Here is a 26,502-nt window from a genome sequence, read left to right as displayed (position 1 = left end):
ATTAGAATGAATGAAAATTTGAATAATGTTGAAATATCAGGTATAAGAAGATTTTTTAATAAAGTAAAGGAAGTAGATGGGGCAATTTCATTAACCTTAGGGCAGCCAGATTTTAAAACTCCAAAGGAAATAAAAGATGGTATGATAAAAGCTATTAAAGAAGATAAAACGGTTTATACAGATAATTTTGGACTTTTAGAATTAAGAAAAGAAATTTCTACTTATTTAAATAGAAAAGGTATTAATTATTTAATGGAAGAAATATGTATTACGGTGGGTGGAAGTGAAGCTTTGTATTCATCAATTTCTTCATTAATAAATAAAAACGATAAAGTACTTATTCCTAATCCAAGTTATCCTGCTTATGAAAATATAGTCAATATTTTAGGTGGAGAAGTTATTAGTTACAATTTAAATGATGATTTTTCTATAAATTTCGATAATTTAAATGATTTATTAAAAAAGCAAAATATAAAATACATGGTATTATCATATCCATGTAATCCTACAGGTGCAGTTCTTAAGAAAAATGAGTATAACAAATTAATAGATTTAATAAAAAGATATAATATAACTGTTATTAGCGATGAAATATATGAAGCTTTTTGTTATGATGATTATTATAGTGTAGCAATGTGCAGTGAAATAAAAGAAAATATCATTTATATAGGAGGATTTTCAAAAATGTTCTCTGCAACTGGTATTAGAATAGGTTTTATTGCTGCAAGTGAGAAATATTTAAAAGAAATAGCAAAAGTTCATCAATACAATGTATCTTGTACTAACTCAATTGGACAGTATGGTGTTTTAGAAGGGTTAAAGCATGGTTTATACAATGTAGAAAAAATGAAAGAAGAATTTATAAAGAGAAAAACATATGTAGAAAATAGGTTAAATTCTATGGGGATAGAGTGCCTTTCGCCTAGTGGAGCGTTTTATATATTTCCATCTATAAAGCGATTTAATAGTAGTTCAGAAGAATTTTGTGAAAATTTATTAAAAAAAGAAAAAGTTGCATGTGTACCTGGAAGTGCTTTTGGTAGTAAGGGAGAAGGATATATTAGAATATCATATTGCTATTCTATTGAAGAACTAGAAATTGCATTAAACTCTTTAGAGAGGTATATTAAGAAACTTAATATAAGATAAGACTTTTTAAACTTATTCGAAATAAAAAGCTGATTACATAGTTAATCGGCTTTTTGTTTTGAATAAATATTCTTATTTTATTACATAATACTTCAATAAAATACATTTAATATTGTTCATGGATTACGAACATATTTCAATAAATGTCCGCAAAATAAAAAGAAAGAATAAATATAATATATCAAAAAAATAATAGATTAATAATAATTAGAAAAATGAAAGATTAATAATTATACTTGCAGAAAACTAGAAAAAAAGCAATTGTAAGCGTTTACTAGAAATGTGGATATTCTTTTATGAATTATAAAAAAAAATCCGATATTATTGATATATTATTAAAATAGTGGATAGAAATTTAAAATGTTAATTGACAAATTTTAATAATATAATATAATTATTAATATCTACAAAATGGAATGTGCGTAGAATCATGAATGGGGGTTGAAAACAAATGGTAAAGTATATAGGAAAGAGGCTTTTAACTAGTATAGTTACTGTTTGGGCAGTTGTAACTATAGTATTCTTTCTAGTAAGAATGATGCCAGGTGGTCCATTTGATGGAGAAAAAATAACACCGGATATGAAAGCCCAACTTAACGAAAAATATGGGTTGGACAAACCTGTTGGAGAACAATATACAATTTATATGAAGAATCTTTTAAAAGGTGACTTCGGTAAATCAATGAAGTATAAAGGAAGAGAAGTTTTAACAACGATAAAGAAGAGTTTTCCAAACTCAGCGAAAGTTGGTATGGCATCAATAGCATTTTCTGTTGTAGTTGGAGTTTTACTTGGAATAGTAGCTGCTTTAAAAGCGGACAAGTGGCCAGATAGAGTTTGTATGGTACTAGCTACTTTAGGAATAACAATACCAAGTTTTGTTATGGGAACATTTTTAATTTATATATTTACAGTCACATTTAAATTATTACCGGCGACTGGATTAAGTAAACCAAGTAATTATATTATGCCAGTTATAGCTCTTTCAGGAAGCTCAATGGCATTTATAACAAGATTAACAAGAAGTAAATTAATAGAAGTATTAAAGTCAGATTATATAAGAACTGCAAAGGCTAAAGGGCTAAGTGGAAAAACAATTATATTTAAACATGCATTAAGAAATTCATTAATACCTGTTGTTACATATTTAGGACCATTAGTAGCAGGAGTATTAACAGGATCATTTGTAGTTGAAAAAATATTTGCAATACCTGGACTTGGAAATGAGTTTACATTATCTATAACTAATAGAGATTATACTTCATTACTAGGAGTTACTGCATTCTATTGTACATTAATAGTAATATGTAACTTATTAGTGGATATTTTATATGTATTAATAGATCCAAGAATTAAGCTTGAAGGATAAGAGGGGGTAAAGACATGGAAGATTTAAAAATGGATATAAACATAGATAAAGAATTATTTACTCCTTTAAGTGAAGAGGAAAAGAATTTTGAACAAATAGTTAGACCAAGTGTTGGATATTGGGCAGATGCTTGGAGAAGACTAAAATGTAACAAAGTGGCATTATTTTCATTAATTATTATTGTGCTTGTAGTGTTGTTTGCATTTTTAGGACCAGTGATAATGGAAAAAGTAATGGGATATACTTATTATGATACAAATTTAAGTGCAACCGATTTAAGACCAAGTGCACAGCACTGGTTTGGGACAGATAACCTAGGTAGAGACTTATTTGTAAGAGTTATGTATGGATCTAGATACTCTCTTATAATTGCAATTTCCGCAGCAGCTATAAACTTAGTTATAGGTGTATTATACGGAGGGGTAGCAGGTTTCTTCGGTGGGAAAATAGATAATATAATGATGAGAATAGTAGATGTATTATATTCTATTCCTACACAAATATATGTAATAATTTTAATGGCAACATTTAAAAAGGAAGGATCAACAGGATTAACTACTATTATATTAGCTATGGCAATTTCTTATTGGGTTGGTATGGCAAGAATAGTAAGAGGAGATATCCTTTCATTAAAACAACAAGAATTTGTTCTTGCAGCAAAAGCACTTGGAGCTTCAAAAACAAGAATTTTATTTAGACACTTAATTCCTAACTGTTTAGGATCTATATTAGTAACATTAACGTTATTCGTACCACAAGCAATCTTTACAGAAGCGTTCTTAAGCTTTATAGGACTAGGTATAAATGCACCACTTGCATCTTTAGGTACTTTAGCAAATGATGCTAGTGGACTATTGAGTACTGCTGCATATCAATTATTATTCCCAGCAGGAGCAATTTGTATAATTATTTTAGCATTTAACTTGTTTGGTGACGGATTAACAGAAGCTTTAGATCCAAAGAATAAGAGATAGGAGGAATTACAGATGAGTAGATTATTAGAAGTTAAAAATTTAAAGACCTCCTTTAGAACACATATAGGTGATGTACAAGCGGTAAGAGGAGTATCATTGCACTTAGATAAAGGAGAAGCATTAGGAATAGTTGGTGAATCAGGTTGCGGTAAATCAGTAACTATGATGTCTTTAATGAGATTATTAGCTGATAATGCAATTATTGAATCAGATAACATTATGTTTAATGGTCAAGACATAACTAATCCTACAGAAAAAGAAATGCAAAAAATAAGAGGAAATGAAATGGCAATGATCTTCCAAGATCCTATGACTTCATTAAATCCATTATTTACAGTAGGAGAACAATTAACTGAGCATTTAATTAAACATAAAAAAGTTTCTAAAAAAGAAGCAATTGATTTAGCAATAAAGATGCTTGATATGGTAGGAATTCCAAGTCCTGAAAAGAGACTTAAACAATATCCACATGAATTCTCAGGTGGTATGAGACAAAGAGTTATGATAGCTATGAGTCTTATTTGTGAACCTAAACTTATAATAGCTGATGAACCAACAACGGCTTTAGACGTAACAATTCAAGCACAAATATTAGATTTAATGAAAGATTTAAAAGAAAAAGTTAATAGTTCAATTATATTAATTACACACGATCTAGGGGTAGTTGCGGACCTTTGTACAAGAATAAATGTTATGTATGGTGGAATAGTAGTAGAAGAAGGATCAGATGAAGATATATTCTATAATGCAAAACATCCATATACTTGGGGATTATTAAATAGTGTTCCTAATCCAAAGAGTGAGATTAAGGAAAAATTAACTCCAATAGAAGGACAACCACCGGATCTTTTAAAACCACCAGTAGGATGTCCATTTGCGGCAAGATGCAAATATACAATGAAAGTTTGTATAGAAAAGCAACCACCGTTATTTGAAATATCAGAAGGACATAGAGCAGCATGTTGGTTATGCCATGAAAATGCACCAAAGGTTGAATCACCAATAAGGAGGGAAGAATAATGGAAAAGAAAAATGATGTTATTTTAGAGGTTAAAAACCTTTGTAAATACTTCCCTGTAAATAAAGGAATGTTTGCTAAAAAGAGCTTTGTTAAAGCTGTTGATAATGTTTCTTTTAGTATAAAAAGAGGAGAAACATTAGGACTAGTTGGTGAATCAGGTTGTGGTAAAACTACAACTGGAAGAACTATATTGAAGCTGTATGAGCCAACTTCTGGGCAAATAATATTTAATGGTGAAGATATAACTAATTTTAATGAAAAGAAAATGGTTTCTTTAAGAAAGAATATGCAAATGATATTCCAAGATCCATATGCTTCATTAAATCCAAGAATGACTGTAGGTGATATCATAGGAGAAGCTATAGATATTCATGGATTATATAAAGGTGAAGATAGAACTAATAGAATAAGATATCTTTTAGATAGAGTTGGATTAAATGGAAGCCATATAAATAGATATGCTCATGAATTTTCAGGTGGGCAAAGACAAAGAATAGGGATTGCAAGAGCACTTGCAGTACAACCAGATTTTATAGTATGTGATGAGCCTATATCAGCACTTGACGTATCAATTCAAGCTCAAGTTATAAATATGTTAGAAGAACTTCAAGAAGAATTTGGATTAACATATTTATTTATAGCACATGACTTATCAATGGTTAAGCATATATCAACACATATTGGAGTTATGTATTTAGGACAAATGGTTGAAAAGGGTCCTGCTGATGATGTTTATTTAAAACCTAAACATCCTTATACACAAGCATTACTTTCAGCAGTACCAATTGCTGATCCTAAGGTAGCTAAAAGTAATAAAAGAATAGTTCTAGAAGGTGATATTCCATCACCAATAGATCCAGAACCAGGATGTAGATTTAAAGGAAGATGTAAATATGCTAAACCAATTTGTGGTGAAGTTGATCCAGAACTTAAGGAAGTTGAACCAGGTCACTTTGTAGCATGTCATTTGTTCAATGAGTAGATATCTATTGCATATAAGCAATTAGTATAAATTTCATATATTAAGGGGGAAAAACAATGAAAAGCAATAAGCTTAGAAAAATTTGTGCAGTTGCACTAACACTTACGCTTGGAATGTCTGTTTTTGCAGGTTGTGGAAATAGTGATTCAGCAGATGGTGGAAGAAAGTTGATTTATAATTTAGGAGAAGATCCAGAAACAATCGATCCTACATTAAATACTTCATCAGGAGCAGGATCAGTTATTGAAAATGCTTTTGAGGGATTAATGAGACTTGATGAAAATGAAAAGGCTAAGCCAGGCGCAGCTGAAAAGATGGAAGTATCTGATGATCAATTAGTGTACACATTTACTTTAAGAGAAGATGCTAAGTGGTCAGATGGAGAGCCAGTTACAGCTAAAGATTTTGAATATTCATGGATTAGAGCTCTAACTAAGGAAACAGCATCAGAATATGCTTACCAATTATTCTATATAAAGAATGCAGAAAATTTCTATGAAGGAAAAGCTACTAGAGAAGATGTAGGTATTGAAGTTGTAGATGATCATACATTAAAAGTTACTTTAGAAGCACCTACAGCATACTTTGCAGAACTTACTGCATTTACAACATACTTCCCATTAAGAGAAGATATCGTTTCTGCTAATCCAGAAGGATGGGCTACTGAACCAGAAACTTACGTATCAAATGGACCTTTCAAACTAGTACAATGGGATATGAAAGATCAATTAGTATTTGAAAAGAATGAAAATTATTGGAATAAAGATGAGATAAAGCTTCCAGGAGTAGTATTTAAGCTAGTTACTGATCAAAATACTGCATATGCTTCATTAAAAGCTGGAGATTTCGATATGGTTGATACAGTTCCACCAGCAGAAATTCAAAATGGTAAAAATGAAGGTTTAGTTACAATTTATCCAAATCTTGCAACATACATGTTAGTATTAAATGTTGGTAAACAAGATACATTATCAGAAGATGCTAAAAAAGCATTAAGTAATGCAAAAGTTAGAAAGGCATTAAGTATTGCAATTGATAGAAAAGGTATTGTTGAAAATGTTACTAAAGCAGAACAAGTCCCAGCATATAGCTTTGTTCCAAAAGGAATTTTAAATGAAAAGGGCGAAGAATTTGCAAACAAAGAGTACTATGATGCAAATGTAGCTAATATCGAAGAAGCTAAGAAGTTATTAGCAGAAGCAGGATACCCAAATGGAGAAGGTCTTCCAACATTAGAATTTATGTATAACACTGAAGGAGACCACAGTTTAATAGCTCAAGCGGTTCAACAAGACTGGGCTAAGATTGGTGTAAAAGTTGAGTTAGCTAACCAAGAATGGAAAGTATTCTTAAATTCAAGACAACAAGGACAATACCAAATTGCTAGACATGGTTGGTCTGGAGATTATGTTGATCCAATGACATTCTTAGATTTATGGGTAACTGGCGGAGGAAATAACGATGCTGGATATTCAAACCCAGAATATGATAAGATAGTTGCACAAGCTAAGGTAGAAGATGATCAAGATAAGAGATGGGAATTAATGAGACAAGCAGAAGATATTATTATGGAAGATATGCCTATCATCCCATTATATTACTATACTAAAGTAAAAGGATTTAAGCCAGAAGTTAAGGGCGTTAGAGTTTCAACTTTAGGACACGTATTCTTTGATAAAGCATACATCGAAGGCGAAGAATAATTTTAATAAAAAGAAGAGTCATATGACTCTTCTTTTTTTAATTACCTGCTCTATTAAAATGTTGACTTGAAACTCCTTCTTGTTTGATAGATTTATGTTTTGCATTAGGATTATGATTATGTCCTTCTTCAGTTAAAGGAGTTTGATAATTACATTTTTCCATTCTAGCTTTTTTATTATCGGGTTGACTATCTTTAGTCATAATATAACCTCCTTATAATTATTGATATTATAGTTTTTCACTATAATAAATTTTTAAACTGGAAAAAGATTCTTAAGTTAAAAGGGGCTGTCGCATAAAGTAATACAATGTAAAGTTTTAAATTTAAAATTAAAGTAGTATTTCATACTAAAATACTTAAATTTATATTATTTAAAAATTACTTTCAATAGTTTTCACATTAATTCTACATTCTAACTTTTACATTTTAATTATGAAACAGCCCCTGTATACTTTTATTTAAATTCCTAATACATCATCCATATTATATAGTTTAGGAGTATTAACATTACTCATAAACTCACATGCTTTTAATGCACCAACTGCAAAAACTTCCCTTGATATTGCCTTATGAGATAATTCGATTATTTCTCCAGAACCTGCAAATATAACGTCATGATCTCCAACTATTGAACCACCTCTAATTGCATGAATTCCAATTTCATTTTTTTCTCTTTTACTTTTTCCACTTCTGCCATATACATAATTTGAGTTTATTTGAATAGAATTACTTATTGTATCTGCAAGTAGAAGGGCAGTTCCACTTGGTGAATCTACCTTTTGATTATGATGTTTTTCTATTATTTCAATATCATAATTTTCATATAGTATAGGAGCGACTTTCCTTAGCAATGAATTTAATAAATTCACTCCTAATGACATGTTAGCTGATCTAAATAAAGGTATAACTTTACTTTTTTCTGAAATAAGTAGTAATTCTTCATCTGTATATCCTGTAGAACATAATATAGCAGGTTTATTATTTTTCAATGATAATTTTAAAATATCAGCAAGTGCTTCTGGTCTAGAAAAGTCCAATAAAACATCGTAATCTATATCAACATCATTAGTACTAGTATATATCTTAAAACTTAATTGATTATTTGGATATTTATCAATTCCTGCCACTATATCTATATTAGGAAAGTTTTTAGCTGCTTCTATAATTACTTTCCCCATTTTTCCACAACAACCATTTAGTAAAATTTTTATCATAATAGACTCCTTAAATTAAATTATATTCTTTTAAAGAATGTTTTAGTATATCTAGATTTTTATCATCCATATCGCATAATGGCAATCTAAATGTACCAACATCTTTTCCCATTAAATTTAATGCTGTTTTTACAGGGATTGGATTAGTTTCTATAAATAATTTATTTGCTATATCTAAAGTATCTAATTGAATTTGTAGAGCTTTTTTAGTGTTACCAGACAAAAATGTTGTAGCCATATCATGAACTTCTTTAGGCATTATATTGGCTAAGACAGAAATAACTCCTAAACCGCCAAGAGCCATAATAGGAACTGCTTGGTCATCATTGCCAGAGTATATATCTATACTATCTTTGCATAAAGCCTTCATTTGAGCAACTTGACTTATATTGCCACTAGCTTCTTTTATGGCAACAACATTTTTAAGTTTAGATAATTCTAATAGTTGAATAGGGGTAATATTTACTCCAGTTCTACTTGGAACATTATATAATATTATAGGGGTATCTACAGCATTATTTATCGCTTCAAAATGTTTAAGAAGTCCTTTATTGTTTGTTTTATTGTAATAAGGTGTTATAACTAAAAGTGCATCTACGCCTACACTTTGAGCATACTCACTCATTTCAACAGAGGCACTAGTGTTATTAGTACCTGTTCCGGCTATTACAGGTATTCTTTTATTTACTACATCAACTGTGAATTTTATAGCCTTTTTTCTCTCTTCATTACTCATTGTACTAGCTTCGCCAGTTGTACCACAAATTACAATAGCATCTGTTCCTTCTTCTATATGCCATTCTATTAATTCTTTAAGTTTGTCAAAGTTTACACCTGATTCTTTAAATGGCGTAATTATAGCAACAGCAGAACCTTTAAAAATTGACATTATATATCACTCCTTATTAATAATTCAGCTATTTGAACTGCATTTAAAGCAGCTCCTTTCCTAATATTATCAGCAACTACCCATAGATTTAATCCGTTATCTATACTAAAATCTCTTCTTATACGACCAATGAAAACATCATCTTTTCCAGATACCATTAAAGCAGTTGGATATTTGAGTTCGTTTATATTATCATAAACAGTAAGCCCTTTAGTGCTGTTAAACAGTTTAATTACATCATTTAACTCATAAGACTTTTCTAGTTCAACATTTATACTTTCACTATGGCTATTAAGAACAGGTACTCTGACAGCTGTAGCTGTAATTTTTAAATTACTATTATGAAGTATTTTTTTTGTTTCCTCAATCATTTTTATTTCTTCCTTCGTATATCCATTATCTAGGAAAACGTCTATATGAGGTAAGCAATTTCCTGATATTGGATAAGGGAATTTTTTAGGTGCAATACCTTTAATTCCATCTTCTAAGTCAGCTATACCTTGCATACCAGCGCCTGAAACTGCTTGGTATGTAGAATATACAATTCTTTTAATACCGTAATTATCCAATAGAACTTTTAAAGGCACCATAGCTTGTATAGTAGAACAATTAGGATTTGCTATAATACCATTGTGCCAAGTTATATCTTCAGGATTAACTTCAGGAACTACTAAAGGAACATTTTTATCCATTCTAAATGCACTAGAATTATCAATTACGATAGCACCATAAGATGCAAAAATTGGTGAAAATTTTAAACTTACATCTCCACCTGCTGAAAATAAAGCAAAATCTATTTTTTTATTTTTAATATTTTCCTCCAAAGTTTCTTCTACTATTATCTCGTTTTCTTTAAATCTTAGTTTAGTGCCTTCTGATCTTTTCGAAGCAAAAAGATATAGATTTTTTATTGGAAAGTTCCTTTCTTCTAAAATTTCTAAAAACTTTCTACCTACATTACCAGTAGCCCCAACTATTGCAACATTGTACATAAGTTTGTCCCCCTTTTTACTAATCTAGATATATATGTTCCAATAATATACATAATTCGAATTAATAGTATATAAATGATTGATACATTTGTTTTTAATAACATATCAAAATTGAAAACATATATTGTTCTATTTTTATATAAGTTACTAAGATGTAAATAGTTATTTATAACTATCTAAATGTTAATGTTTATAGTACTTTTATAAAAATATACTTACTAATACTATAGTTAAATATTTCTATAAATTCAATACTTTATTATAATATATAGAATTTTGAAGTGTATAGTGAATAATTAATTTTAATAGTATATTAGAAAAACTTTTGGAAAAAATATAAATATTATATTTATAGGGGGTATTAAAATGAGTAAAACACCATTAAAAAAAATAATAAAATCAAAAATAAAATCAAATAAAGAATTATCAGAAGCAGAAGTTTTAAGAGAAAAAATAAAGTATGAAATAGCTGATGAATTAGGTTTAAAGGATAAAGTAGATCAATATGGATGGGGAGGTTTAACAGCAGAGGAAACAGGCCGTATAGGAGGTATAATGACAAAAAGAAAGAGAATGTTAAAGATACCTACAAATGATGAAATACTAGGCAGAAAATAAAAATAATTCTAAACTATATGCAAATAACAACGTGAAAAATAAAGAATAAAATAAATGTTACTTTTATTTATGTGTTTTAACTTAAAATCAAATTTTATATAGAGAAAAAGTATATAATAAAAAGTACATAAAAATTTTTATTTTTTTGTATAGATTGACTAAAGGAAATTTTACATTTAATATAGTTTTAGAAAACTCTATAAAAAGGGGGAGGGAAATTTTTTTGACATATGGAGAGTTTGCTAAAATATATGATGAGCTAATAAATGAAGATATAAATTATGAAGAAATGTGCTTTAAGATTATTGAAATTTGTAAAGAAGAAAATATAGACTTCAATAATTATTTAGACATAGCATGTGGAACTGGAAATGTTACAGTGAAGTTAGCTAGAAATTTCAAAGAATCTTTTGCTGTAGATTTATCGGATGACATGCTTAGAGAAGCTTTTGATAAATTGAAAAAAGAAAAAATTAAATGTAAGTTAATTTGTCAAGATATGAGTGAACTAAGTCTAAATAGAAAATTTGATTTAATAACATCAGTTTTGGATTCGTCTAATTATATAATAGAAGAATCTAAATTTGTTGATTACTTAACAAGAGTAAAAGAGCATTTAAATGATAATGGTATCTTTATATTTGATATAAATTCATATTATAAGCTTTCAGAAATATTAGGTAATAATATATATACATATAGTGAAGATGAGGTATTTTATACTTGGGAAAATACCTTTGAAGATGATCTTTTGAGTATGTTTTTAACTTTTTTTGTTAAAAAAGGTGAATTGTACGAAAGATTCGAAGAAGAGCATTTAGAAAGAGCATACAAAGAAGATTTTATAGAAAATAAGCTTAAAGAATTAGATTTAAAAATAATAGGTAAATTTGATGGATATTCAAATAAAAAAGTAGAAAATCAAACAGAAAGAATAATGTACGTAGTTAAAAAATAATGGAGGAATATAAATGGATAAGATTATAAGAGCAACAGCAAAAGATGGAATGGTAAGAATTATTGCTGGAGAAACTACCGACTTAGTTAATACAGGAAGTAAAATACATGAATGTACACCAGTAGCAGCAGCTGCACTTGGTAGAATGCTTACTGCAGGAGCTCTAATGGGGACTACATTAAAATCAGAAAAGGAAGTAATGACTTTAAAAATAAATGGTGGTGGAGAAGCTAAAGGAATTACTGTAACAGCATATGAAGGAGGAAAGGTTAAAGGATTTATTGGGAATCCATATGGAAATCTTCCTTTAAACGCAAAAGGAAAATTAGATGTAGGTGGATATGTAGGTGTAAATGGTGAATTTACAGTTATTAAAGATTTAGGAATGAGAGATCCTTATGTAGGTCAAGTTCCTATATATACAGGAGAAATTGGTGAAGATTTAGCATATTACTTTACAGTTTCAGAACAAACACCATCTGCAGTAGCTTTAGGGGTTTTAGTAGATAGGGATTATTCAATAAAGGTTGCAGGAGGATTTATAATTCAAATGATGCCAAATGCTGACGATTTATTATCAGATTTAATAACATATAGATTAGAAGAAATTCCTTCAATAACTCAAATGTTACAAGAACATGGAAGTATAGATAAGGTATTAGAATATATTTTTGAAGGTATGGATTTAAAAATTTTAGAAGATGCGACACCTGAATATACTTGCAATTGTTCAAGAGAAAGAGTTGAAGCAGCTTTAATATCTATTGGAGAAAAAGAGCTTCAAGAAATATATGATGATGGAAAAGAAGAGGAAATTAAATGTAATTTCTGTAATACTGCATATAATTTTTCAAATAAAGAAATTGGTGAATTATTAGATAAGGCAAGAAAATAGAAAAACTAAAGGCTTAGATTAATCTAAGCCTTTTTAATTTGGAGGCGCCACCCAGATTTGAACTGGGGAATAAAGGTTTTGCAGACCTCTGCCTTACCACTTGGCTATAGCGCCGAGCTTTATAATTATATCTTATGTAATAACATTTATTTTGATACCAAATTAAAATAAAAAAATTAATTAGTACAAATAATAAACTAGGAGGTGAAAGTATGCAAGTGGAAATATTTGATGAAATAAATAAAATATTAATTGAAAGCGATAAACCATCTATAGAAATAGATAAACTAATGAAAAGTGAAGAATTTAAAAATAGTGACTTTAGTATAATATCTAAGCTTAAGGATATCCCTCAAGAAAAAAAGTTTCATCCTGAAGGAAATGTTTGGAACCATACTAAAATGGTAATAGATGTGGCGGCTAAGATAAAAGGGTTTTCTAGTGATAGTAGAAAATTCATGTGGGCTGCATTGTTGCATGATATTGGTAAAATACCTACAACTAAATTTATTAAAGAAAGATATAGATCTTATGAGCACGATATAGAAGGAGCAAAAATGGCATATGAACTTCTAGAAATGTATGAAGATATTAGATTCGTAGAAGATATAAGGGAAATTGTAAGATTTCATATGCATCACATTTATATATTGAAAAATTTACCTTTCTCAAATATTACTAAATTATTGGATAGTAAAAATTTTAATGATATAATTTTACTTTTTATTTGTGATAAATTAGGTAGAGGTAATCAGGAAATACATGAAAATAGGAAAAGTATAAAAGAGGTTATTACTATACTAGATATACTTGAAAAAGAAAGCAATAAAAAATATCAAGATTTAAGAAAAAACATTAGTGAAATAGAGAAAATTATATTAAGTTAGAGGCCGATTTTAAATATAATATATTTAGCTAATACAATCTTGTATAAGCAAATTTTATTTATAATATTTTAGATTCAAAGTGCTAATTATAGTAATGCTTGAATAATTATCATTTTAGCATTACTATAATTAGAAAAATGAATTTTATATAATATTTAAAATAAATATTGTTGTAATACAAAATAATTATGTACTTAGTTAAAAAATGACAAAAAAATTAAAAACTTTATTACTTTAAGGAGGATACTTATGATGAAGTACATATCAATATCGGGAGGGGCAGGACATGGAAAAGATACTCTTGCTAATAAATTAAAAAATATACTTGAGAAAGAAGGAAGAAGAGTATTTATAATTCATTATGCTGATTACTTAAAAATGATTGCAACACAAGTATACAATTGGAACGGTTTAAAGGATGAGTATGGAAGAGATCTGCTTCAAAAATTAGGTGATAGAATGAGAGAAAGTGATGAAATGTTTTTAATAAATGAACTATTAAAAATACTTAATTTAGTTAAAAATGATTTTGATGTAGCAATTATACCAGATGCAAGATTTCCTAAAGAAATAGAATGTTTAAAATCAATAGGAAAAACTATATCAATACATATTACTAGGATGGATTATAATAGTACTTTAACAAAGGAACAAAGTAATCATAATACAGAAGTAGCTCTTAAGGATTATTCTTATGATTATAAGATTAATTCTTATACAAATAAAGAAATTGATTCAATAGATTTAATAATAAAAGATGTATTGCAGTAAAAGTATATTATATAATTTCTTAGTTTACTTTATAGCTATATAATTTTCTAATTATATAGCTATAAAAATTAAAAAATCTTATATATTTTTCTATAACTTTCTTATCTTATTTTTATCATATTCAAAACTTTACAATAAATAAAGAATTATAAATTAAATTGTTAAATTAATACTAGAAACATTTATATATATGAAACGTATTATATAAAAGGCTATAAAACAAGTAGGCTTCCTCTATCATGGAGTTTTTCATTCATCAAATAAATAGGGCTTACTCCATACTTTTTTAAAAATGATTTTACTTTATCACCATAAATATATAAATCTAAACTACCATAGAAAGCCATTAAATTTTTATTAATAAGGCCACCTACACCACCAATAAAGCCATAATCTAAACCCTCTAATATTATATCGCCTGGAGGTAATAGCAAAATATCAAAACCATGATTTTTTAATGCATTATATATTCCTATATCGCTTGTTATAAAAGCTTTATCACTTACAGGTAAGCAAGAGCATTTAGTATATCCTTGTTTAACATTAATCAAATTTTTATTGGATTGAGTTGAAAATAAATTTTTGTCAGTATATTTTAAATTATGTACAAAATGATCTTCTAATATCAATGCATTTAAAAAGACATTATCAGGGTAAGCATTTTTTAAAGAGCTTGAACTTTCTATATAATTTATATTAAAAAAATCAAGTTTTTCCTTGAAATCTTTTGATATATCTTTATGAATTATTACTTTTTTCGACTTTTTATCTAATATATTCAATTGTATGTCCACATGACCATCAATAGCTTTGTACAAATTATTACACTTTGGTATTTCTAATATTGATAAATCAAGAGATTTAAGTATTTTTTTTTCTAATTCAGTGATTCTATAATCAACAAAACAAATCATAGATAGGCTCCTAAAATTAATAATAAATATAAATTAATTATAGATTAGATATGTATCTTTGTCGATTGCTAAGAAATATTTTTTGAATATAGTTTTAAAATTTATACATACTATTACTAGGAAGGGAGTGGAATCCATGCTTGTACTAAAGCTTGTTTATAACGACAATCTAGACTTTGTAAGTGAAATTCAGGAATTAAGGACTATTCTAAAGAAAAAAGACATAAAGATTGGGATAGTAGAAAGTGTGGAACTTGATAATCATATAGTTAAAATATTATGTGATGATGATAGTTATAATAAAAGAATAAAAGATATCATAAATTTATATATAAGTAATGTGTTATACAAAATTGTTATAGAGGAATATAAAGATAAAGAAATTTTTGATTTTTTAACTGAAAATTATTTCTTTCTTAAACAAGAGGAAGTAATAGAAGTTGAAGAGGAAATTATGAAAGTATTATTAGGTGAAGAATCATTAAAGTTTGATAACTTGATTTATTGTATGAATAAAATGAATAGTATTATAGAAAAAATTAAAAATTGTTTAGAAGAAAATTCTGAAATAAATATAAATGGATTTATCAGATTTAGAATGAAAGAGTTAAGGGAAGATATAGAAAACATAATAGATAAGGTTATTGAAAGCTACATGGTAGAAAAAGAATATAGGGAATTTGTTAAATTACTAAAATATTTTGTAGATATTCAAGAAAGTAAAATAGATGAAGTAAATATATTAATCGATGAAATTGGCAATTACTCAATAAAAGATAAAAATAAAGAGGATATATTTAATGAATTTATGAAAGAATTAGTAGAGTGTAGAATAGATACAGATGCGAAGATGGAAGATATAATAATAAGTGGATTAATAACCAATGCTCCTAAAAAAGTAATAATACATGGAAAGAAAAATTGCTTAAATAAAGAATTTATAGATACTATAGAAAATGTATTTGAAGATAAGGTAAGCTATTGCACTGGGTGTTCTTTATGTATAGAAAAACAAGTTAAATTTTAAAATTATGTTGACAAGTTTTTTGACAGATAATATAATTACAAGTGTTAAGAAGAAACAAAGCCGTTTCTCACCTTACGGCAGAGCTTAGTAAGGTAGTATATTCTTATTTTAATTTATTATTTAAATTAAAGCGTGAGTATTATGAGGACGGCATATTGCTGTCTTTTTTATTTTGTCTAAATATAGTAAGTTACAAGATAAAAAAGAGGTTTAATATTTAGCATTATTAGAGATGCATAAAATGCAATTTAAAAGTGATTCTAAATAATTCGATATAATAGAGTTAATTTAAAATTACTACTTACAGTTAAGGGGTCAATAAAGATCAGAAAATTATTAAGTAAATATTTTTCTAATTGATTTATGATATTTTTTATTATTAGTTTTTATTCCCCTTAATATAGCATAATCTGAGAGGAGGATTTTATTATGCCAAAAATGAAAACGCACAGAGGTGCAGCAAAAAGATTTAAAAAAACAGGTACAGGAAAGTTAAAAAGAGCAAAAGCTTTCAAGAGTCATATCTTAACAAAGAAAAGCTCTAAGAGAAAGAGAAACTTAAGAAAAACTGCTTATGTTTCAACTACTCAAGAAAAAGCAATGAAGAAATTATTACCATATTTATAAGATAGTAGGAGGTTTGAAACATGGCAAGAGTTAAAAGAGCAGTAAATTCACGTAAAAATCATAAAAAAGTGTTAAAGCTTGCAAAAGGTTATTATGGTGGAAAGAGCAGATTATTTAAAACTGCTAATGAATCAGTAATAAGAGCTTTAAGAAATGCTTATGTTGGAAGAAGATTAAAGAAGAGAGATTTCAGAAGACTATGGATAGCAAGAATTAATGCTGCTACAAGAATGAATGGTCTTTCATATTCAAAATTCATAAATGGAATCAAGTTAGCTGGAATTGATATGAACAGAAAAATGTTATCAGAAATAGCTATAAATGATCCTAAGGCATTTGCAGATTTAGTAGAAGTAGCAAAAAGCCAACTAAACAAATAATCTATTGCGACCATAGGGTCGCATTTTTTGTAAATAAATATAAATAATATATATATAAACAGTTTATAATAATTAATATTAGAATATAAATTATAAAAATATAATATTTAATATGATTTTTATAAAGTTATGTTAACAATTTATATAAAAATAATAACTATATTTTCTTTAAATAATTTAATTTATACTATACTAATATTAATTATATGATTATTAATTTAAATATATATAGTTAGTATATCTAAGAGGTGAAGATATGCAGTTTAGTTTGAAAAAAAAATTTAGGCTAAAAGGAGTTCAAATATTAGCATTAGGATTCTTAATAGCAATTTTAATAGGTGGAATTATACTATCTCTACCTATTTCATCGAGAACAGGTGAGCCAACTAATTTTTTAGATGCTATTTTTACATCTACATCTGCAGTATGTGTAACTGGATTAATAACATTAGATACTAGTACACATTGGAGTGTTTTTGGGCAAAGTGTTATTATGACATTGATAGAAATTGGTGGGCTTGGATTTATGTCTTTTGCAGTTCTTATATCCTTGATATTAGGTAAGAAAATAACTTTAAGAGAAAGACTTGTTATGCAAGAAGCAATGAACACATATTCAATTCAAGGTCTTGTAAAAATGGTTAAGTATGTTTTAGTTTTTACTGTATCAGTCCAATTTTTTGGAGCCTTATTGTTATCAACTCAATTTGTGCCTGAATATGGTATTGCTCGAGGTGTTTTTTACAGTGTTTTCCATTCAATTTCAGCCTTTTGTAATGCAGGATTTGATTTGCTTGGAACAAGCCTTGTAGGGTATTCAAGTAATAGCGTAGTGATTTTAGTAATAAGTGCGCTAATAATAATTGGAGGATTAGGCTTTACAGTTCTTTTAGAAATATATGAATTTAAAGGGATTAAGAAATTGTCACTTCACTCTAAATTAGTACTGATAACTACGGCAATATTAGTATTCGGTGGAGCAATCTTAATGTTTATATTTGAATATAATAACGTTGAAACAATAGCAAATATGAATATTAAAGATAAACTATTAAATTCATTTTTTGCATCTGTTAGCCCGAGAACTGCAGGATTTAATAGTGTATCAACTAGTGGTATGACTTTAGCAAGTAAATTCTTAACTATAATATTAATGTTTATTGGAGGGTCTCCTGGATCAACTGCAGGTGGTTTGAAGACAGTAACTTTCGGTATATTAGTATTAACTGTTATATGTGTAATAAAAGGAAGAGAAGATACTGAAGTGTTTGGACGAAGATTTACAAAAGAAATCGTATATAAGTCATTTACATTATTATTTATAGGAGTATCTTTAGTAATATTTGCAACAATGATTTTATCTTATACTGAAGTTGGCTCTAGCTTTATAGACTTGTTGTATGAGACAACATCTGCATTTGGAACTGTAGGTTTAACATTAGGTCTTACTCCTAACCTAAGTTCTATAGGTAAAATTTTAATTATGCTTATGATGTATTTTGGAAGAGTTGGTCCTCTTACTGTAATGCTTGCATTAACAAGAAAACGTAAAAAATCTGGTTATAAATATCCAGAAGGAAAAATTTTGATTGGTTAGGAGATGAATTCAATTGTCTAACAAACAATTTGTAATTATAGGACTTGGAAGATTTGGGTCTTCAATAGCAAAAACCTTATATTCTTTAGGTAATGATGTGTTAGCAATAGATAGAGATGAAGATATAGTACAGGAAATAGCTGATAGTGTTACACATGCTGTACAGCTAGATGCAACAGATGAAAATGCTTTAAGAGCATTAGGAATAAGAAATTTTGATGTAGCAGTAGTTACTATAGGTGATAATATTCAATCAAGTATTATGGCTACGTTATTAGTAAAAGAATTGGGAGTTAAATATATTATAGCTAAAGGGCATAGCGATTTACATGCAAAAGTTCTTTATAAGATAGGAGCAGATAGAGTTGTACTACCAGAAAAAGATATGGGAGTAAGAGTTGCTCATAATTTAGTTTCTGCAAATATATTAGATTATATTGAACTTTCAGAAGATTACAGCGTTATGGAAATTCAAGCTTTAGATGAATGGTCAGGCAAAACTCTAAATGAATTAAGACTTAGAAGTAAATATGGAATAAACGTTATGGCAATTAAAAGAGGTGATGATGTTAATTTATCACCATCAGCAGAAGATATAGTTGAAGATAATGACGTAATTGTTGCTATAGGATCAGCAGAAGATCTAAATAGATTAGAAGGTATGATAGCTAAATCAAATTAACGAGGTGTAAATTTTGATTTATATAGAAAGTAAGGATAATAATTTTTTTAAGTCTACAAAAAAACTTAAGGAAAGAAGATTTAGACAAAAAGAAGGTAAATTTATTTTAGAAGGATTTAGATTAATAGAAGAAGCTGTGAAAGCTAATATGGAAGTAGAATATATAGTTTTATCTCAGGGTGATGAGGAAAAATTTAATAGTAGCAGTTTAAAAGAAACTATTAATGGTAATAATATATATGTTTTTTCAAATAATTTATTTTCACAAATATCTTCTACAGAGCATCCTCAAGGAATTGTAGCTGTTGTTAAAAATAAAGAAATGTCTATTGATTTAAAAGGTAAGTTTTTCTTGGTATGTGATAAGGTTCAAGATCCTGGAAATTTGGGCACTATAATAAGAACTGGTCATGCAGCTGGAGTAGATGGAATAATACTTACAAAAGGAACTGTAGATATTTATAATGATAAAGCAATAAGATCTACTATGGGATCTATATTTTATGTTCCAATTTTTTATGATAATGAAGATTTTAGTATTATTAAAGAACTTAAATATAGTGGAGTTTCATTAGTAACAACATCTCTTGAGGAATCTAAAAACTTTTTTGAAGAAGATTTAAGTGGAAAGATTATGTTAGCTGTAGGTAATGAAGGGAATGGAATAAGCAATGAACTTTTTGAACTTGCAAATAAAAAAGTTAAAATTCCAATGCCAGGTGGAGCGGAATCTTTAAATGTAGCAGTAGCAACATCCATAATTTTATTTGAAAAAGTAAGACAAAATTTAATATAGAAATAAATAGAAACTTTCTATTGAAATTAATAAAGTTTATTTGTATAATAAATTATAAATTAAATATAAAAAGACTGTGAATGAGAAAGTAGATATAAAGGACTTTGCAGGGAGAAATAGTCTAAGACTGGAAGCTATTTTAAAGAAATTTATATTGAAGTTCCCTCAGGAGTCCTAGAAGTGAAATTAACAGTAGTTTCTAGCGGTTTTATCCGTTATTTAAATTTGAGTTGGGTTATAAAATTACAAAATTTTATAACCAATTAGGGTGGTAACGCGGCACTTCGTCCCTTTTATATAGGGGACGGAGTTTTTTTATTTTAATCAAAAAGGAGGAACAAATATGCAAGAAAAGTTAATGGCTATTAAAGAAAATGCATTTAATGAATTAACAAATGTCAACACTAGCTCAGAATTAGAAGAAATAAGAGTAAAATATTTGGGTAAAAAAGGAGAGCTAACTACTATATTAAGAGGAATGGGATCATTATCTCAAGAAGAAAGACCAATAGTAGGAAAGCTTGTAAATGTAGTAAAAAAAGAAGTTGAAGATAGAATTGAAGAAATATCAAGAGGAATTAAGGAAAAAGAAAAAAATGCTAAATTAGCATCTGAAGTTATAGATATATCTCTTCCAGGAAAAAAGAACTTAATTGGTAAGAGACATCCATTAGATTTAACTCTAGAAAGTATGAAGAGTATCTTTATATCAATGGGTTTTACAGTAGAAGAAGGACCAGAAGTAGAATTAGATCATTATAATTTTGAAGCCTTAAATATTCCAAAGGATCACCCAGCAAGAAGTGAGCAAGATACTTTTTATATAAATGATAATTTAGTATTAAGAACACAAACTTCACCAGTTCAAATTAGAGTTATGGAAAATCAAGCTCCACCAATAAAAATGATAGCGCCAGGTAAAGTATATAGATCAGATGCAGTTGATGCAACTCACTCACCTATATTCTATCAAATGGAAGGATTAGTTATTGATAAGGGAGTTACATTTGCAGATTTAAAAGGAACTCTAGAGCTTTTTGCAAAGAAGATGTTTGGAGATAAGGTTAAAACTAAATTTAGACCTCACCACTTCCCATTTACAGAACCTTCAGCAGAAATGGATGCAACTTGCTTCGTATGTGAAGGTAAAGGATGTAGAGTTTGTAAAGGAAGTGGATGGATAGAACTTTTAGGTTGTGGAATGGTTCATCCACAAGTATTAAGAAATTGTGGTATAGACCCAGAAGTTTATAGCGGATTTGCCTTCGGATTTGGCGTTGATAGAATGGTTATGCTTAAATATGGAATAGATGACATCAGACTATTATACGAAAGTGATATGAGATTTTTAAATCAATTTTAATTAGAGGAGGTAAAAAAAGATGAAAGTACCATTTAATTGGTTAAAAGATTATGTTGAAGTGAATATAGATGCAAAAGAGCTTGGAGATAGATTAACATTAACAGGTTCAGCAGTAGAAGAAGTTATTACTCAAGGGGATGTAATTAAAAATGTAGTTACTGGAAAAATCGTTGAGATAACTACACATCCAGATGCTGATAAATTAAAGGTGTGCCAAGTTGATATTGGAGCAGATGAAAAGATTCAAATTGTTACAGCTGCAACAAATATGAAGGAAGATGACGTAGTACCAGTTGCACTTCATAAATCAATTTTAGCAGATGGAACAGAAATTAAGAAAGGTAAACTTAGAGGGGTAGTGTCTAATGGTATGTTCTGTTCAGAAGAAGAACTTGGAATAGCTGGCGATGAACCAGTTCATGGTTTAATGATTTTACCTAAAGATGCACCGCTAGGGATGGATATTAAAAAATATTTAGGCCTTAACAAATCTATATTAGATTTTGAAATAACTTCAAATAGACCAGATTGCTTAAGTATAGTTGGGATGGCAAGAGAAACTGCAGCAACTCTTTCTACATCTTATAAAATGCCAAATTTCAACTATGAAGTAAAGAATTCTGAAAATATTAATGATAAATTAAAAGTTGAAGTTAAAGATTCTTTATGTAGAAGATACATGGCAAGAGGAGTTAAAAATGTTAAGGTTATGCCTTCACCAGGTTGGATGCAAGAAAGACTATTAGAAGCTGGGGTTAGACCTATAAACAATATAGTTGATATAACTAATTTTGTAATGTTAGAACTTGGGGAACCAATGCATGCTTTTGATGCAAGAGAAATTCAAAGTGGAAAAATAGTTGTAGAAAGAGCTAAAGATGGAGAAACTTTCGTTACTTTAGATGAAACTGAAAGAAACTTAGATTCTAGCTTCTTATGCATAAAAGATGGAGATAAAACTATAGCTTTAGCAGGAATAATGGGTGGATTAAATTCAGAAATTAAAGAAGATACAACTGAAGTTATTTTTGAATGTGCAAACTTTGATGGAACTAATATAAGAGTTAACTCTAAAAAACTTAACTTAAGAACTGAAAGTTCATCAAGATTTGAAAAAGATATAGATCCAAATCTTGCAAGTCTTGCAATAGATAGAGCTTGTGCTTTAATCTGCGATCTTGGATGTGGTGAAGTAATGGAAGGAACTATTGATGTATATACTCAAAAGAAAGAAGAAGGAAATATTACAGTAGATTCTAACTGGATAAATAAATTTTTAGGAACAGAAATAGCAAAAGAAGATATGAAAAAATATCTTGATTCTTTAGATTTAAAAACAGAAGTTGTAAATGATGATTTAGTTATAAATATACCAACATTTAGAATTGATATAGCAATTAAAGAAGATATAGCTGAAGAAGTTGCAAGAATATATGGATATGATAAGATTCCAACTACAATATTTAAGGTATCTACTGAAAGAGAGCCTAAATATAAAAATGAAATATTAACTGAAGAAGTTATAAATACTATGATAGGAAGTGGATTAAATCAATCTATAAGCTATTCTTTTGTATCACCTAAAGTTTTTGATAAAATCAATTTACCAGAAAATAGTGAGCTAAGAAATGTTGTAAAGATTAAAAATCCACTTGGCGAAGATTATTCTGTAATGAGAACAACTACTATTCATTCAATGATGGAATCTTTAGGAAGAAATTATTCAAGAAATAATGAATATGCTAGATTATTTGAGGTTGGTAAGATATATATACCAAATGAAGATGAAACTGTTCTTCCAACTGAAAAAAATATATTAACAATTGGTATGTATGGAAATTGTGATTATTTAGATTTAAAGGGAGTTGTAGAAAATATTGTTGAAGCTTTAGGTTTAAATAAAGTAACATTTGCTCGTGAAGCTGAAAATCCTAGCTATCACCCAGGTAAAACTGCTGCTTTAATGATTGGTAAATCAAAAGTAGGGGTATTAGGTGAAGTTCACCCTGACGTTTCAGAAAACTATGGCGTTGATGTTAATTGCTATTTAGCTGAATTAGATTTAGATTTATTATTTAATAGTGCTGAAACAACTAAGAAATATAAGCCACTTCCAAAGTTCCCAGCAGTTACAAGAGATATAGCTTTATTAGTAAATGATGAAGTATTAGTGCAAGAAATAGAAGATACTATTAAAAAAGCTGGTGGAAACTTAGTTGAAAAAGTAAAATTATTTGATATTTACAAAGGAACTCAAATACCAGAAGGTAAAAAGAGTATAGCTTATGCAATTGCATATAGAGATGAAAAGAAGACACTTACAGATAATGATGTTAATAAAGTTCATGATAAAATATTAAGAAGTCTTGAGTATAAATTAGGTGCTACTTTAAGATAATGTATAAATTTATTTATATAATAAATAAATTTATATAAGAAGATTAATAAGCTGTATTATAAGAAAAATTCTTAAAATACAGCTTTATTATTTTTATATAATTATACAATAAACATTTAATTACTAAAATTTTATTTAAATAATTAATATCCAATATATAGTTGCTATTTGGAAACATACATAAAAGGAAATAAACCATTTTATTTAAACAAAAAATATATCTTAACTATTCATTATATTATTACTTGAATTTTGTATATTATAAGTTGAAATATTTATATATAATATATTTTTTACAGTATAAAATTTGTGATAAAATAAAACATATTTATATTTATGTAAAGGAGAAAAATATGAATTATTTAATTAATGTATTAAAAGGAATGGTTATAGGAGTATCAAATGTTATTCCAGGAGTAAGTGGTGGAACTATGGCTGTTGTAATGGGGATTTACGATAAAATAATATATTCTGTTAATAACTTCTTTAAAGATATAAAGAAAAATATGTTATTTTTAGCCTCTCTTGGTATTGGAACTGTAGTAGGAATATTATTATTTACTAATTTAATTGATTATTTACTTAAAAGTTATAATGAACAAACTAACTTTTTCTTTATTGGATTAATATTAGGTACAGCACCATTATTATTAAAAAAGGCAACAGAAACAAAAGTAAGTGGTGGAAATTGGATAGGATTAGTAATAGGATTTATAATTGTTGCTGGACTAGGGTTATTAGAAAAAATAAATCCTGATGCCGCATTTTTAAGCTCAATATTTAAGCCTAATGCAATAGGATTCTTTGTAGCTGGATTTATTGCAGCTGCAACAATGATATTACCTGGAATAAGTGGTTCATTTATATTATTATTAATAGGTTTGTATGAACCGATAATAGAAATAGTAAAAAACTTTGATATCGTAAATATGGCTATTGTTGGAGTAGGAGTTGTTGGTGGATTTTTATTAATGACTAAACTTATAGAAAAAATATTTAATAAGTATCCTCAAACTGCTTACTGCATAATTTTTGGGTTAGTAGTAGGTTCAGTATTTGTAATTTATCCAGGTTTTACATTTGGGTTAATGGGGATAGTATCTATTATTTCCTTAATAGTAGGATTTGTTATTGCTTATGTTATAGGAAGAAGTGAAATATAAATAACAAAGGATATTTTAGGTTTTTATATTATTAAGTCTAAAATATCTTTTTATTTTTAAAATAACTCTTTCAGTTAAGCAAACATAGTAATCAATTGTATATTTTTAGTTAAATTTAAATCTTTATTGCAACATATATACATTCTTTGGAATATTTATGTTAAAATTAAATTAGGTATATTATTATGTTAACGAGGTGTATTATGAATACTGTAACTATAAAGATAAATGGGATTGAATACAATCTAAAGGGAAGAGAAAATGAAGAATACTTATTAGAAGTAGCAAGATATGTAGATGGAAAAGTGAAAGATATTATGGCAAACAATAGAAAGCTAAGTTCTACAGCAGCCGCTACTCTTGTTGCGTTAAATATAGCAGACGAACTATTTAAAGCAGATATAGAAATAGAAGGACTAATGAAGAAAAATACTTCTTTAGATGAAAGAAACTTGACACTGAAGGAGAGAATAAAAGAAATTAGAGAAGAGGTTGAGGGGATAGAATTTAATAGCTCAAGAGAAATTGATAAACTAAATCAAATAATAGATGAATTAAATAAAAAGCTTCTAGAGGCAGAAGAAATAAAAACCAAAGTTACACTTCTTGAAAATGAAAATGAAGAAAATAATCTTTTAAGAGAAAAAATATCAAAATTAGAGGAAGAAATAAGTGCTAAAGAAGTAGAGATAAATGAAAAAGATTCTTTAAAATTAGAAATAGATTCTTTAAAAGATGAAAATTTAAGTTTAAGAGAAGAAGTAGAGAACTGCTATAAAGAGTTAGATAACTTAAAAGAAACTAATGGATTATTAAAGAATAATGAGGTTGGCTATAAAGAAAAGTTTATTAAGCTTAACGAAGAGTGCAAGATAATGGAAGATGATTTTAAAAAGACAAAAGCAGAAAAAGATTTGTTAAAGCAAAGAAATAAAGAAATAAAATTCCAACTACAAAATTCAAAATATAAAGTTTTAGATTTAGAAAAAAAATTGATTGATATACAAGTAAAGCTAGCCTGTGAAAAAAAGCAAAAAAATGTCTTACTTAAAGATGTTTAATTATAATGTATATGATGTTTTAAAACAGCTTGATTCTTATTATTAAGCTGTTTTTTATATTTAGAGAGTA

General features: G+C 27.8%; 26 protein-coding genes, 1 tRNA gene and 2 other annotated features. Of the genes, 21 read left to right on the top strand and 6 right to left on the bottom strand.

Annotation, left to right across the window (positions count from 1 at the left end; all coding sequences use genetic code 11):
• Positions 1 to 6 precede the first annotated feature (6 nt).
• The 6 genes from I2E83_RS02465 to I2E83_RS02440 all read left to right on the top strand — a co-directional run bounded on the left by I2E83_RS02465 (position 7) and on the right by I2E83_RS02440 (position 7,198).
• Positions 7 to 1,149, top strand: coding sequence for an aminotransferase class I/II-fold pyridoxal phosphate-dependent enzyme (locus I2E83_RS02465; protein WP_195264002.1), 1,143 nt, complete (start codon positions 7 to 9; stop codon positions 1,147 to 1,149).
• A gap of 451 nt (positions 1,150 to 1,600) precedes the next feature.
• The gene (locus I2E83_RS02460; protein WP_195264003.1) at positions 1,601 to 2,518 is read left to right on the top strand and encodes an ABC transporter permease; all 918 of its coding nucleotides are present in this window, start codon (positions 1,601 to 1,603) and stop codon (positions 2,516 to 2,518) included.
• A 14-nt stretch (positions 2,519 to 2,532) separates the two neighbouring features.
• A complete protein-coding gene (locus I2E83_RS02455; RefSeq protein ID WP_279325032.1) occupies positions 2,533 to 3,492 on the top strand; it encodes an ABC transporter permease in 960 nt (319 codons plus the stop codon).
• A gap of 12 nt (positions 3,493 to 3,504) precedes the next feature.
• Positions 3,505 to 4,512: an ABC transporter ATP-binding protein gene (locus tag I2E83_RS02450; protein ID WP_195264004.1), complete on the top strand. Its 1,008-nt coding sequence runs from the start codon at positions 3,505 to 3,507 to the stop codon at positions 4,510 to 4,512.
• Entirely contained in the window at positions 4,512 to 5,495 is a 984-nt protein-coding gene (locus tag I2E83_RS02445; protein ID WP_195264005.1) for an ABC transporter ATP-binding protein, read from the top strand. Before I2E83_RS02450 ends, I2E83_RS02445 begins: the two co-directional genes overlap by 1 nt.
• Before the next feature lie 56 nt (positions 5,496 to 5,551).
• Positions 5,552 to 7,198, top strand: coding sequence for a peptide ABC transporter substrate-binding protein (locus tag I2E83_RS02440; protein ID WP_195264006.1), 1,647 nt, complete (start codon positions 5,552 to 5,554; stop codon positions 7,196 to 7,198).
• Positions 7,199 to 7,235: 37 nt separating this feature from the next.
• On the opposite strand, the gene I2E83_RS02435 is transcribed toward I2E83_RS02440, so the two are convergent.
• The 4 genes from I2E83_RS02435 to I2E83_RS02420 form a co-directional block, all read right to left on the bottom strand.
• Positions 7,236 to 7,400: a hypothetical protein gene (locus tag I2E83_RS02435; RefSeq protein ID WP_195264007.1), complete on the bottom strand. Its 165-nt coding sequence runs from the start codon at positions 7,398 to 7,400 to the stop codon at positions 7,236 to 7,238.
• A gap of 258 nt (positions 7,401 to 7,658) precedes the next feature.
• Positions 7,659 to 8,414: a 4-hydroxy-tetrahydrodipicolinate reductase gene (gene dapB, locus I2E83_RS02430; RefSeq protein WP_195264008.1), complete on the bottom strand. Its 756-nt coding sequence runs from the start codon at positions 8,412 to 8,414 to the stop codon at positions 7,659 to 7,661.
• A 10-nt stretch (positions 8,415 to 8,424) separates the two neighbouring features.
• Positions 8,425 to 9,303, bottom strand: a complete 879-nt coding sequence (gene dapA, locus I2E83_RS02425) for a 4-hydroxy-tetrahydrodipicolinate synthase (protein WP_195264009.1) — start codon at positions 9,301 to 9,303, stop codon at positions 8,425 to 8,427.
• Positions 9,303 to 10,295, bottom strand: coding sequence for an aspartate-semialdehyde dehydrogenase (locus I2E83_RS02420; RefSeq protein ID WP_195264010.1), 993 nt, complete (start codon positions 10,293 to 10,295; stop codon positions 9,303 to 9,305). Before I2E83_RS02420 ends, dapA begins: the two co-directional genes overlap by 1 nt.
• A gap of 366 nt (positions 10,296 to 10,661) precedes the next feature.
• On the opposite strand from I2E83_RS02420, the gene I2E83_RS02415 reads away from it, so the two are divergent.
• From I2E83_RS02415 to hslO, 3 genes are all read left to right on the top strand, one after another.
• Positions 10,662 to 10,913 carry a small, acid-soluble spore protein, alpha/beta type gene (locus tag I2E83_RS02415; protein WP_195264011.1) on the top strand — a complete coding sequence of 84 codons (252 nt, stop codon included), beginning with the start codon at positions 10,662 to 10,664 and terminating at the stop codon, positions 10,911 to 10,913.
• Between the two features lie 223 nt (positions 10,914 to 11,136).
• Entirely contained in the window at positions 11,137 to 11,871 is a 735-nt protein-coding gene (locus tag I2E83_RS02410; protein ID WP_195264012.1) for a class I SAM-dependent methyltransferase, read from the top strand.
• Positions 11,872 to 11,884: 13 nt separating this feature from the next.
• The gene (hslO, locus tag I2E83_RS02405) at positions 11,885 to 12,766 is read left to right on the top strand and encodes an Hsp33 family molecular chaperone HslO (protein WP_195264013.1); all 882 of its coding nucleotides are present in this window, start codon (positions 11,885 to 11,887) and stop codon (positions 12,764 to 12,766) included.
• Positions 12,767 to 12,805: 39 nt separating this feature from the next.
• Here hslO and I2E83_RS02400 read toward each other — a convergent pair.
• Positions 12,806 to 12,880: transfer RNA gene (locus I2E83_RS02400), tRNA-Cys, on the bottom strand.
• A 98-nt stretch (positions 12,881 to 12,978) separates the two neighbouring features.
• Between I2E83_RS02400 and I2E83_RS02395 the strand changes: the two genes are divergently transcribed.
• Complete coding sequence (locus tag I2E83_RS02395) at positions 12,979 to 13,653, top strand: HD domain-containing protein (RefSeq protein ID WP_195428419.1); 675 nt, start codon at positions 12,979 to 12,981, stop codon at positions 13,651 to 13,653.
• Between the two features lie 249 nt (positions 13,654 to 13,902).
• Positions 13,903 to 14,424, top strand: coding sequence for a hypothetical protein (locus tag I2E83_RS02390; RefSeq protein WP_243242093.1), 522 nt, complete (start codon positions 13,903 to 13,905; stop codon positions 14,422 to 14,424).
• Positions 14,425 to 14,636: 212 nt separating this feature from the next.
• On the opposite strand, the gene I2E83_RS02385 is transcribed toward I2E83_RS02390, so the two are convergent.
• Positions 14,637 to 15,338: a DUF6873 family GME fold protein gene (locus I2E83_RS02385; RefSeq protein WP_195264015.1), complete on the bottom strand. Its 702-nt coding sequence runs from the start codon at positions 15,336 to 15,338 to the stop codon at positions 14,637 to 14,639.
• A gap of 136 nt (positions 15,339 to 15,474) precedes the next feature.
• On the opposite strand from I2E83_RS02385, the gene ytxC reads away from it, so the two are divergent.
• From ytxC to zapA, 10 genes are all read left to right on the top strand, one after another.
• Complete coding sequence (ytxC, locus tag I2E83_RS02380) at positions 15,475 to 16,365, top strand: putative sporulation protein YtxC (protein WP_195428418.1); 891 nt, start codon at positions 15,475 to 15,477, stop codon at positions 16,363 to 16,365.
• Positions 16,366 to 16,405: 40 nt separating this feature from the next.
• Positions 16,406 to 16,541 (top strand) — a sequence feature (ribosomal protein L20 leader region).
• 253 nt (positions 16,542 to 16,794) lie between these two features.
• The gene (gene rpmI, locus I2E83_RS02375; RefSeq protein ID WP_008679235.1) at positions 16,795 to 16,992 is read left to right on the top strand and encodes a 50S ribosomal protein L35; all 198 of its coding nucleotides are present in this window, start codon (positions 16,795 to 16,797) and stop codon (positions 16,990 to 16,992) included.
• Positions 16,993 to 17,012: 20 nt separating this feature from the next.
• Positions 17,013 to 17,372, top strand: a complete 360-nt coding sequence (rplT, locus tag I2E83_RS02370; RefSeq protein WP_008679234.1) for a 50S ribosomal protein L20 — start codon at positions 17,013 to 17,015, stop codon at positions 17,370 to 17,372.
• Positions 17,373 to 17,628: 256 nt separating this feature from the next.
• The gene (locus I2E83_RS02365) at positions 17,629 to 18,969 is read left to right on the top strand and encodes a TrkH family potassium uptake protein (protein WP_195428416.1); all 1,341 of its coding nucleotides are present in this window, start codon (positions 17,629 to 17,631) and stop codon (positions 18,967 to 18,969) included.
• Positions 18,970 to 18,982: 13 nt separating this feature from the next.
• Entirely contained in the window at positions 18,983 to 19,651 is a 669-nt protein-coding gene (locus I2E83_RS02360) for a TrkA family potassium uptake protein (RefSeq protein WP_195264018.1), read from the top strand.
• Positions 19,652 to 19,664: 13 nt separating this feature from the next.
• Entirely contained in the window at positions 19,665 to 20,447 is a 783-nt protein-coding gene (locus tag I2E83_RS02355; protein ID WP_195428414.1) for an RNA methyltransferase, read from the top strand.
• Between the two features lie 67 nt (positions 20,448 to 20,514).
• Positions 20,515 to 20,742, top strand: a binding site (T-box leader).
• Positions 20,743 to 20,790: 48 nt separating this feature from the next.
• Positions 20,791 to 21,810, top strand: a complete 1,020-nt coding sequence (pheS, locus tag I2E83_RS02350) for a phenylalanine--tRNA ligase subunit alpha (RefSeq protein WP_195264020.1) — start codon at positions 20,791 to 20,793, stop codon at positions 21,808 to 21,810.
• Between the two features lie 19 nt (positions 21,811 to 21,829).
• Positions 21,830 to 24,208, top strand: a complete 2,379-nt coding sequence (gene pheT / locus I2E83_RS02345; RefSeq protein ID WP_195428412.1) for a phenylalanine--tRNA ligase subunit beta — start codon at positions 21,830 to 21,832, stop codon at positions 24,206 to 24,208.
• A 353-nt stretch (positions 24,209 to 24,561) separates the two neighbouring features.
• Positions 24,562 to 25,371 (top strand): DUF368 domain-containing protein, encoded by an 810-nt coding sequence (locus I2E83_RS02340; RefSeq protein ID WP_195428411.1) that lies wholly within the window; start codon positions 24,562 to 24,564, stop codon positions 25,369 to 25,371.
• 203 nt (positions 25,372 to 25,574) lie between these two features.
• Positions 25,575 to 26,432 (top strand): cell division protein ZapA, encoded by an 858-nt coding sequence (gene zapA, locus I2E83_RS02335; RefSeq protein WP_195264023.1) that lies wholly within the window; start codon positions 25,575 to 25,577, stop codon positions 26,430 to 26,432.
• Positions 26,433 to 26,502: the final 70 nt, after the last annotated feature.

It is taken from the genome of Clostridium sp. D46t1_190503_E9 (assembly GCF_015555225.1).
Classification (GTDB): domain Bacteria; phylum Bacillota; class Clostridia; order Clostridiales; family Clostridiaceae; genus Clostridium.
This window is presented reverse-complemented; position numbering and strand designations above follow the sequence as displayed.

What these genes read in the sequence shown, in the direction of transcription:
- I2E83_RS02365 (WP_195428416.1), top strand. Translation starts at nt 17,629, where the DNA reads ATGCAGTTTAGTTTGAAAAAAAAATTTAGGCTAAAAGGAGTTCAAATA.
- I2E83_RS02385 (WP_195264015.1), bottom strand. Translation starts at nt 15,338, where the DNA reads ATGATTTGTTTTGTTGATTATAGAATCACTGAATTAGAAAAAAAAATA.
- pheS (WP_195264020.1), top strand. Translation starts at nt 20,791, where the DNA reads ATGCAAGAAAAGTTAATGGCTATTAAAGAAAATGCATTTAATGAATTA.
- I2E83_RS02450 (WP_195264004.1), top strand. Translation starts at nt 3,505, where the DNA reads ATGAGTAGATTATTAGAAGTTAAAAATTTAAAGACCTCCTTTAGAACA.
- I2E83_RS02435 (WP_195264007.1), bottom strand. Translation starts at nt 7,400, where the DNA reads ATGACTAAAGATAGTCAACCCGATAATAAAAAAGCTAGAATGGAAAAA.
- rpmI (WP_008679235.1), top strand. Translation starts at nt 16,795, where the DNA reads ATGCCAAAAATGAAAACGCACAGAGGTGCAGCAAAAAGATTTAAAAAA.
- I2E83_RS02455 (WP_279325032.1), top strand. Translation starts at nt 2,533, where the DNA reads ATGGAAGATTTAAAAATGGATATAAACATAGATAAAGAATTATTTACT.
- I2E83_RS02395 (WP_195428419.1), top strand. Translation starts at nt 12,979, where the DNA reads ATGCAAGTGGAAATATTTGATGAAATAAATAAAATATTAATTGAAAGC.
- I2E83_RS02415 (WP_195264011.1), top strand. Translation starts at nt 10,662, where the DNA reads ATGAGTAAAACACCATTAAAAAAAATAATAAAATCAAAAATAAAATCA.
- I2E83_RS02340 (WP_195428411.1), top strand. Translation starts at nt 24,562, where the DNA reads ATGAATTATTTAATTAATGTATTAAAAGGAATGGTTATAGGAGTATCA.
- rplT (WP_008679234.1), top strand. Translation starts at nt 17,013, where the DNA reads ATGGCAAGAGTTAAAAGAGCAGTAAATTCACGTAAAAATCATAAAAAA.
- I2E83_RS02465 (WP_195264002.1), top strand. Translation starts at nt 7, where the DNA reads ATGAATGAAAATTTGAATAATGTTGAAATATCAGGTATAAGAAGATTT.
- I2E83_RS02420 (WP_195264010.1), bottom strand. Translation starts at nt 10,295, where the DNA reads ATGTACAATGTTGCAATAGTTGGGGCTACTGGTAATGTAGGTAGAAAG.
- I2E83_RS02460 (WP_195264003.1), top strand. Translation starts at nt 1,601, where the DNA reads ATGGTAAAGTATATAGGAAAGAGGCTTTTAACTAGTATAGTTACTGTT.
- dapA (WP_195264009.1), bottom strand. Translation starts at nt 9,303, where the DNA reads ATGTCAATTTTTAAAGGTTCTGCTGTTGCTATAATTACGCCATTTAAA.
- zapA (WP_195264023.1), top strand. Translation starts at nt 25,575, where the DNA reads ATGAATACTGTAACTATAAAGATAAATGGGATTGAATACAATCTAAAG.
- I2E83_RS02390 (WP_243242093.1), top strand. Translation starts at nt 13,903, where the DNA reads ATGATGAAGTACATATCAATATCGGGAGGGGCAGGACATGGAAAAGAT.
- I2E83_RS02440 (WP_195264006.1), top strand. Translation starts at nt 5,552, where the DNA reads ATGAAAAGCAATAAGCTTAGAAAAATTTGTGCAGTTGCACTAACACTT.
- I2E83_RS02445 (WP_195264005.1), top strand. Translation starts at nt 4,512, where the DNA reads ATGGAAAAGAAAAATGATGTTATTTTAGAGGTTAAAAACCTTTGTAAA.
- pheT (WP_195428412.1), top strand. Translation starts at nt 21,830, where the DNA reads ATGAAAGTACCATTTAATTGGTTAAAAGATTATGTTGAAGTGAATATA.
- ytxC (WP_195428418.1), top strand. Translation starts at nt 15,475, where the DNA reads ATGCTTGTACTAAAGCTTGTTTATAACGACAATCTAGACTTTGTAAGT.
- dapB (WP_195264008.1), bottom strand. Translation starts at nt 8,414, where the DNA reads ATGATAAAAATTTTACTAAATGGTTGTTGTGGAAAAATGGGGAAAGTA.
- hslO (WP_195264013.1), top strand. Translation starts at nt 11,885, where the DNA reads ATGGATAAGATTATAAGAGCAACAGCAAAAGATGGAATGGTAAGAATT.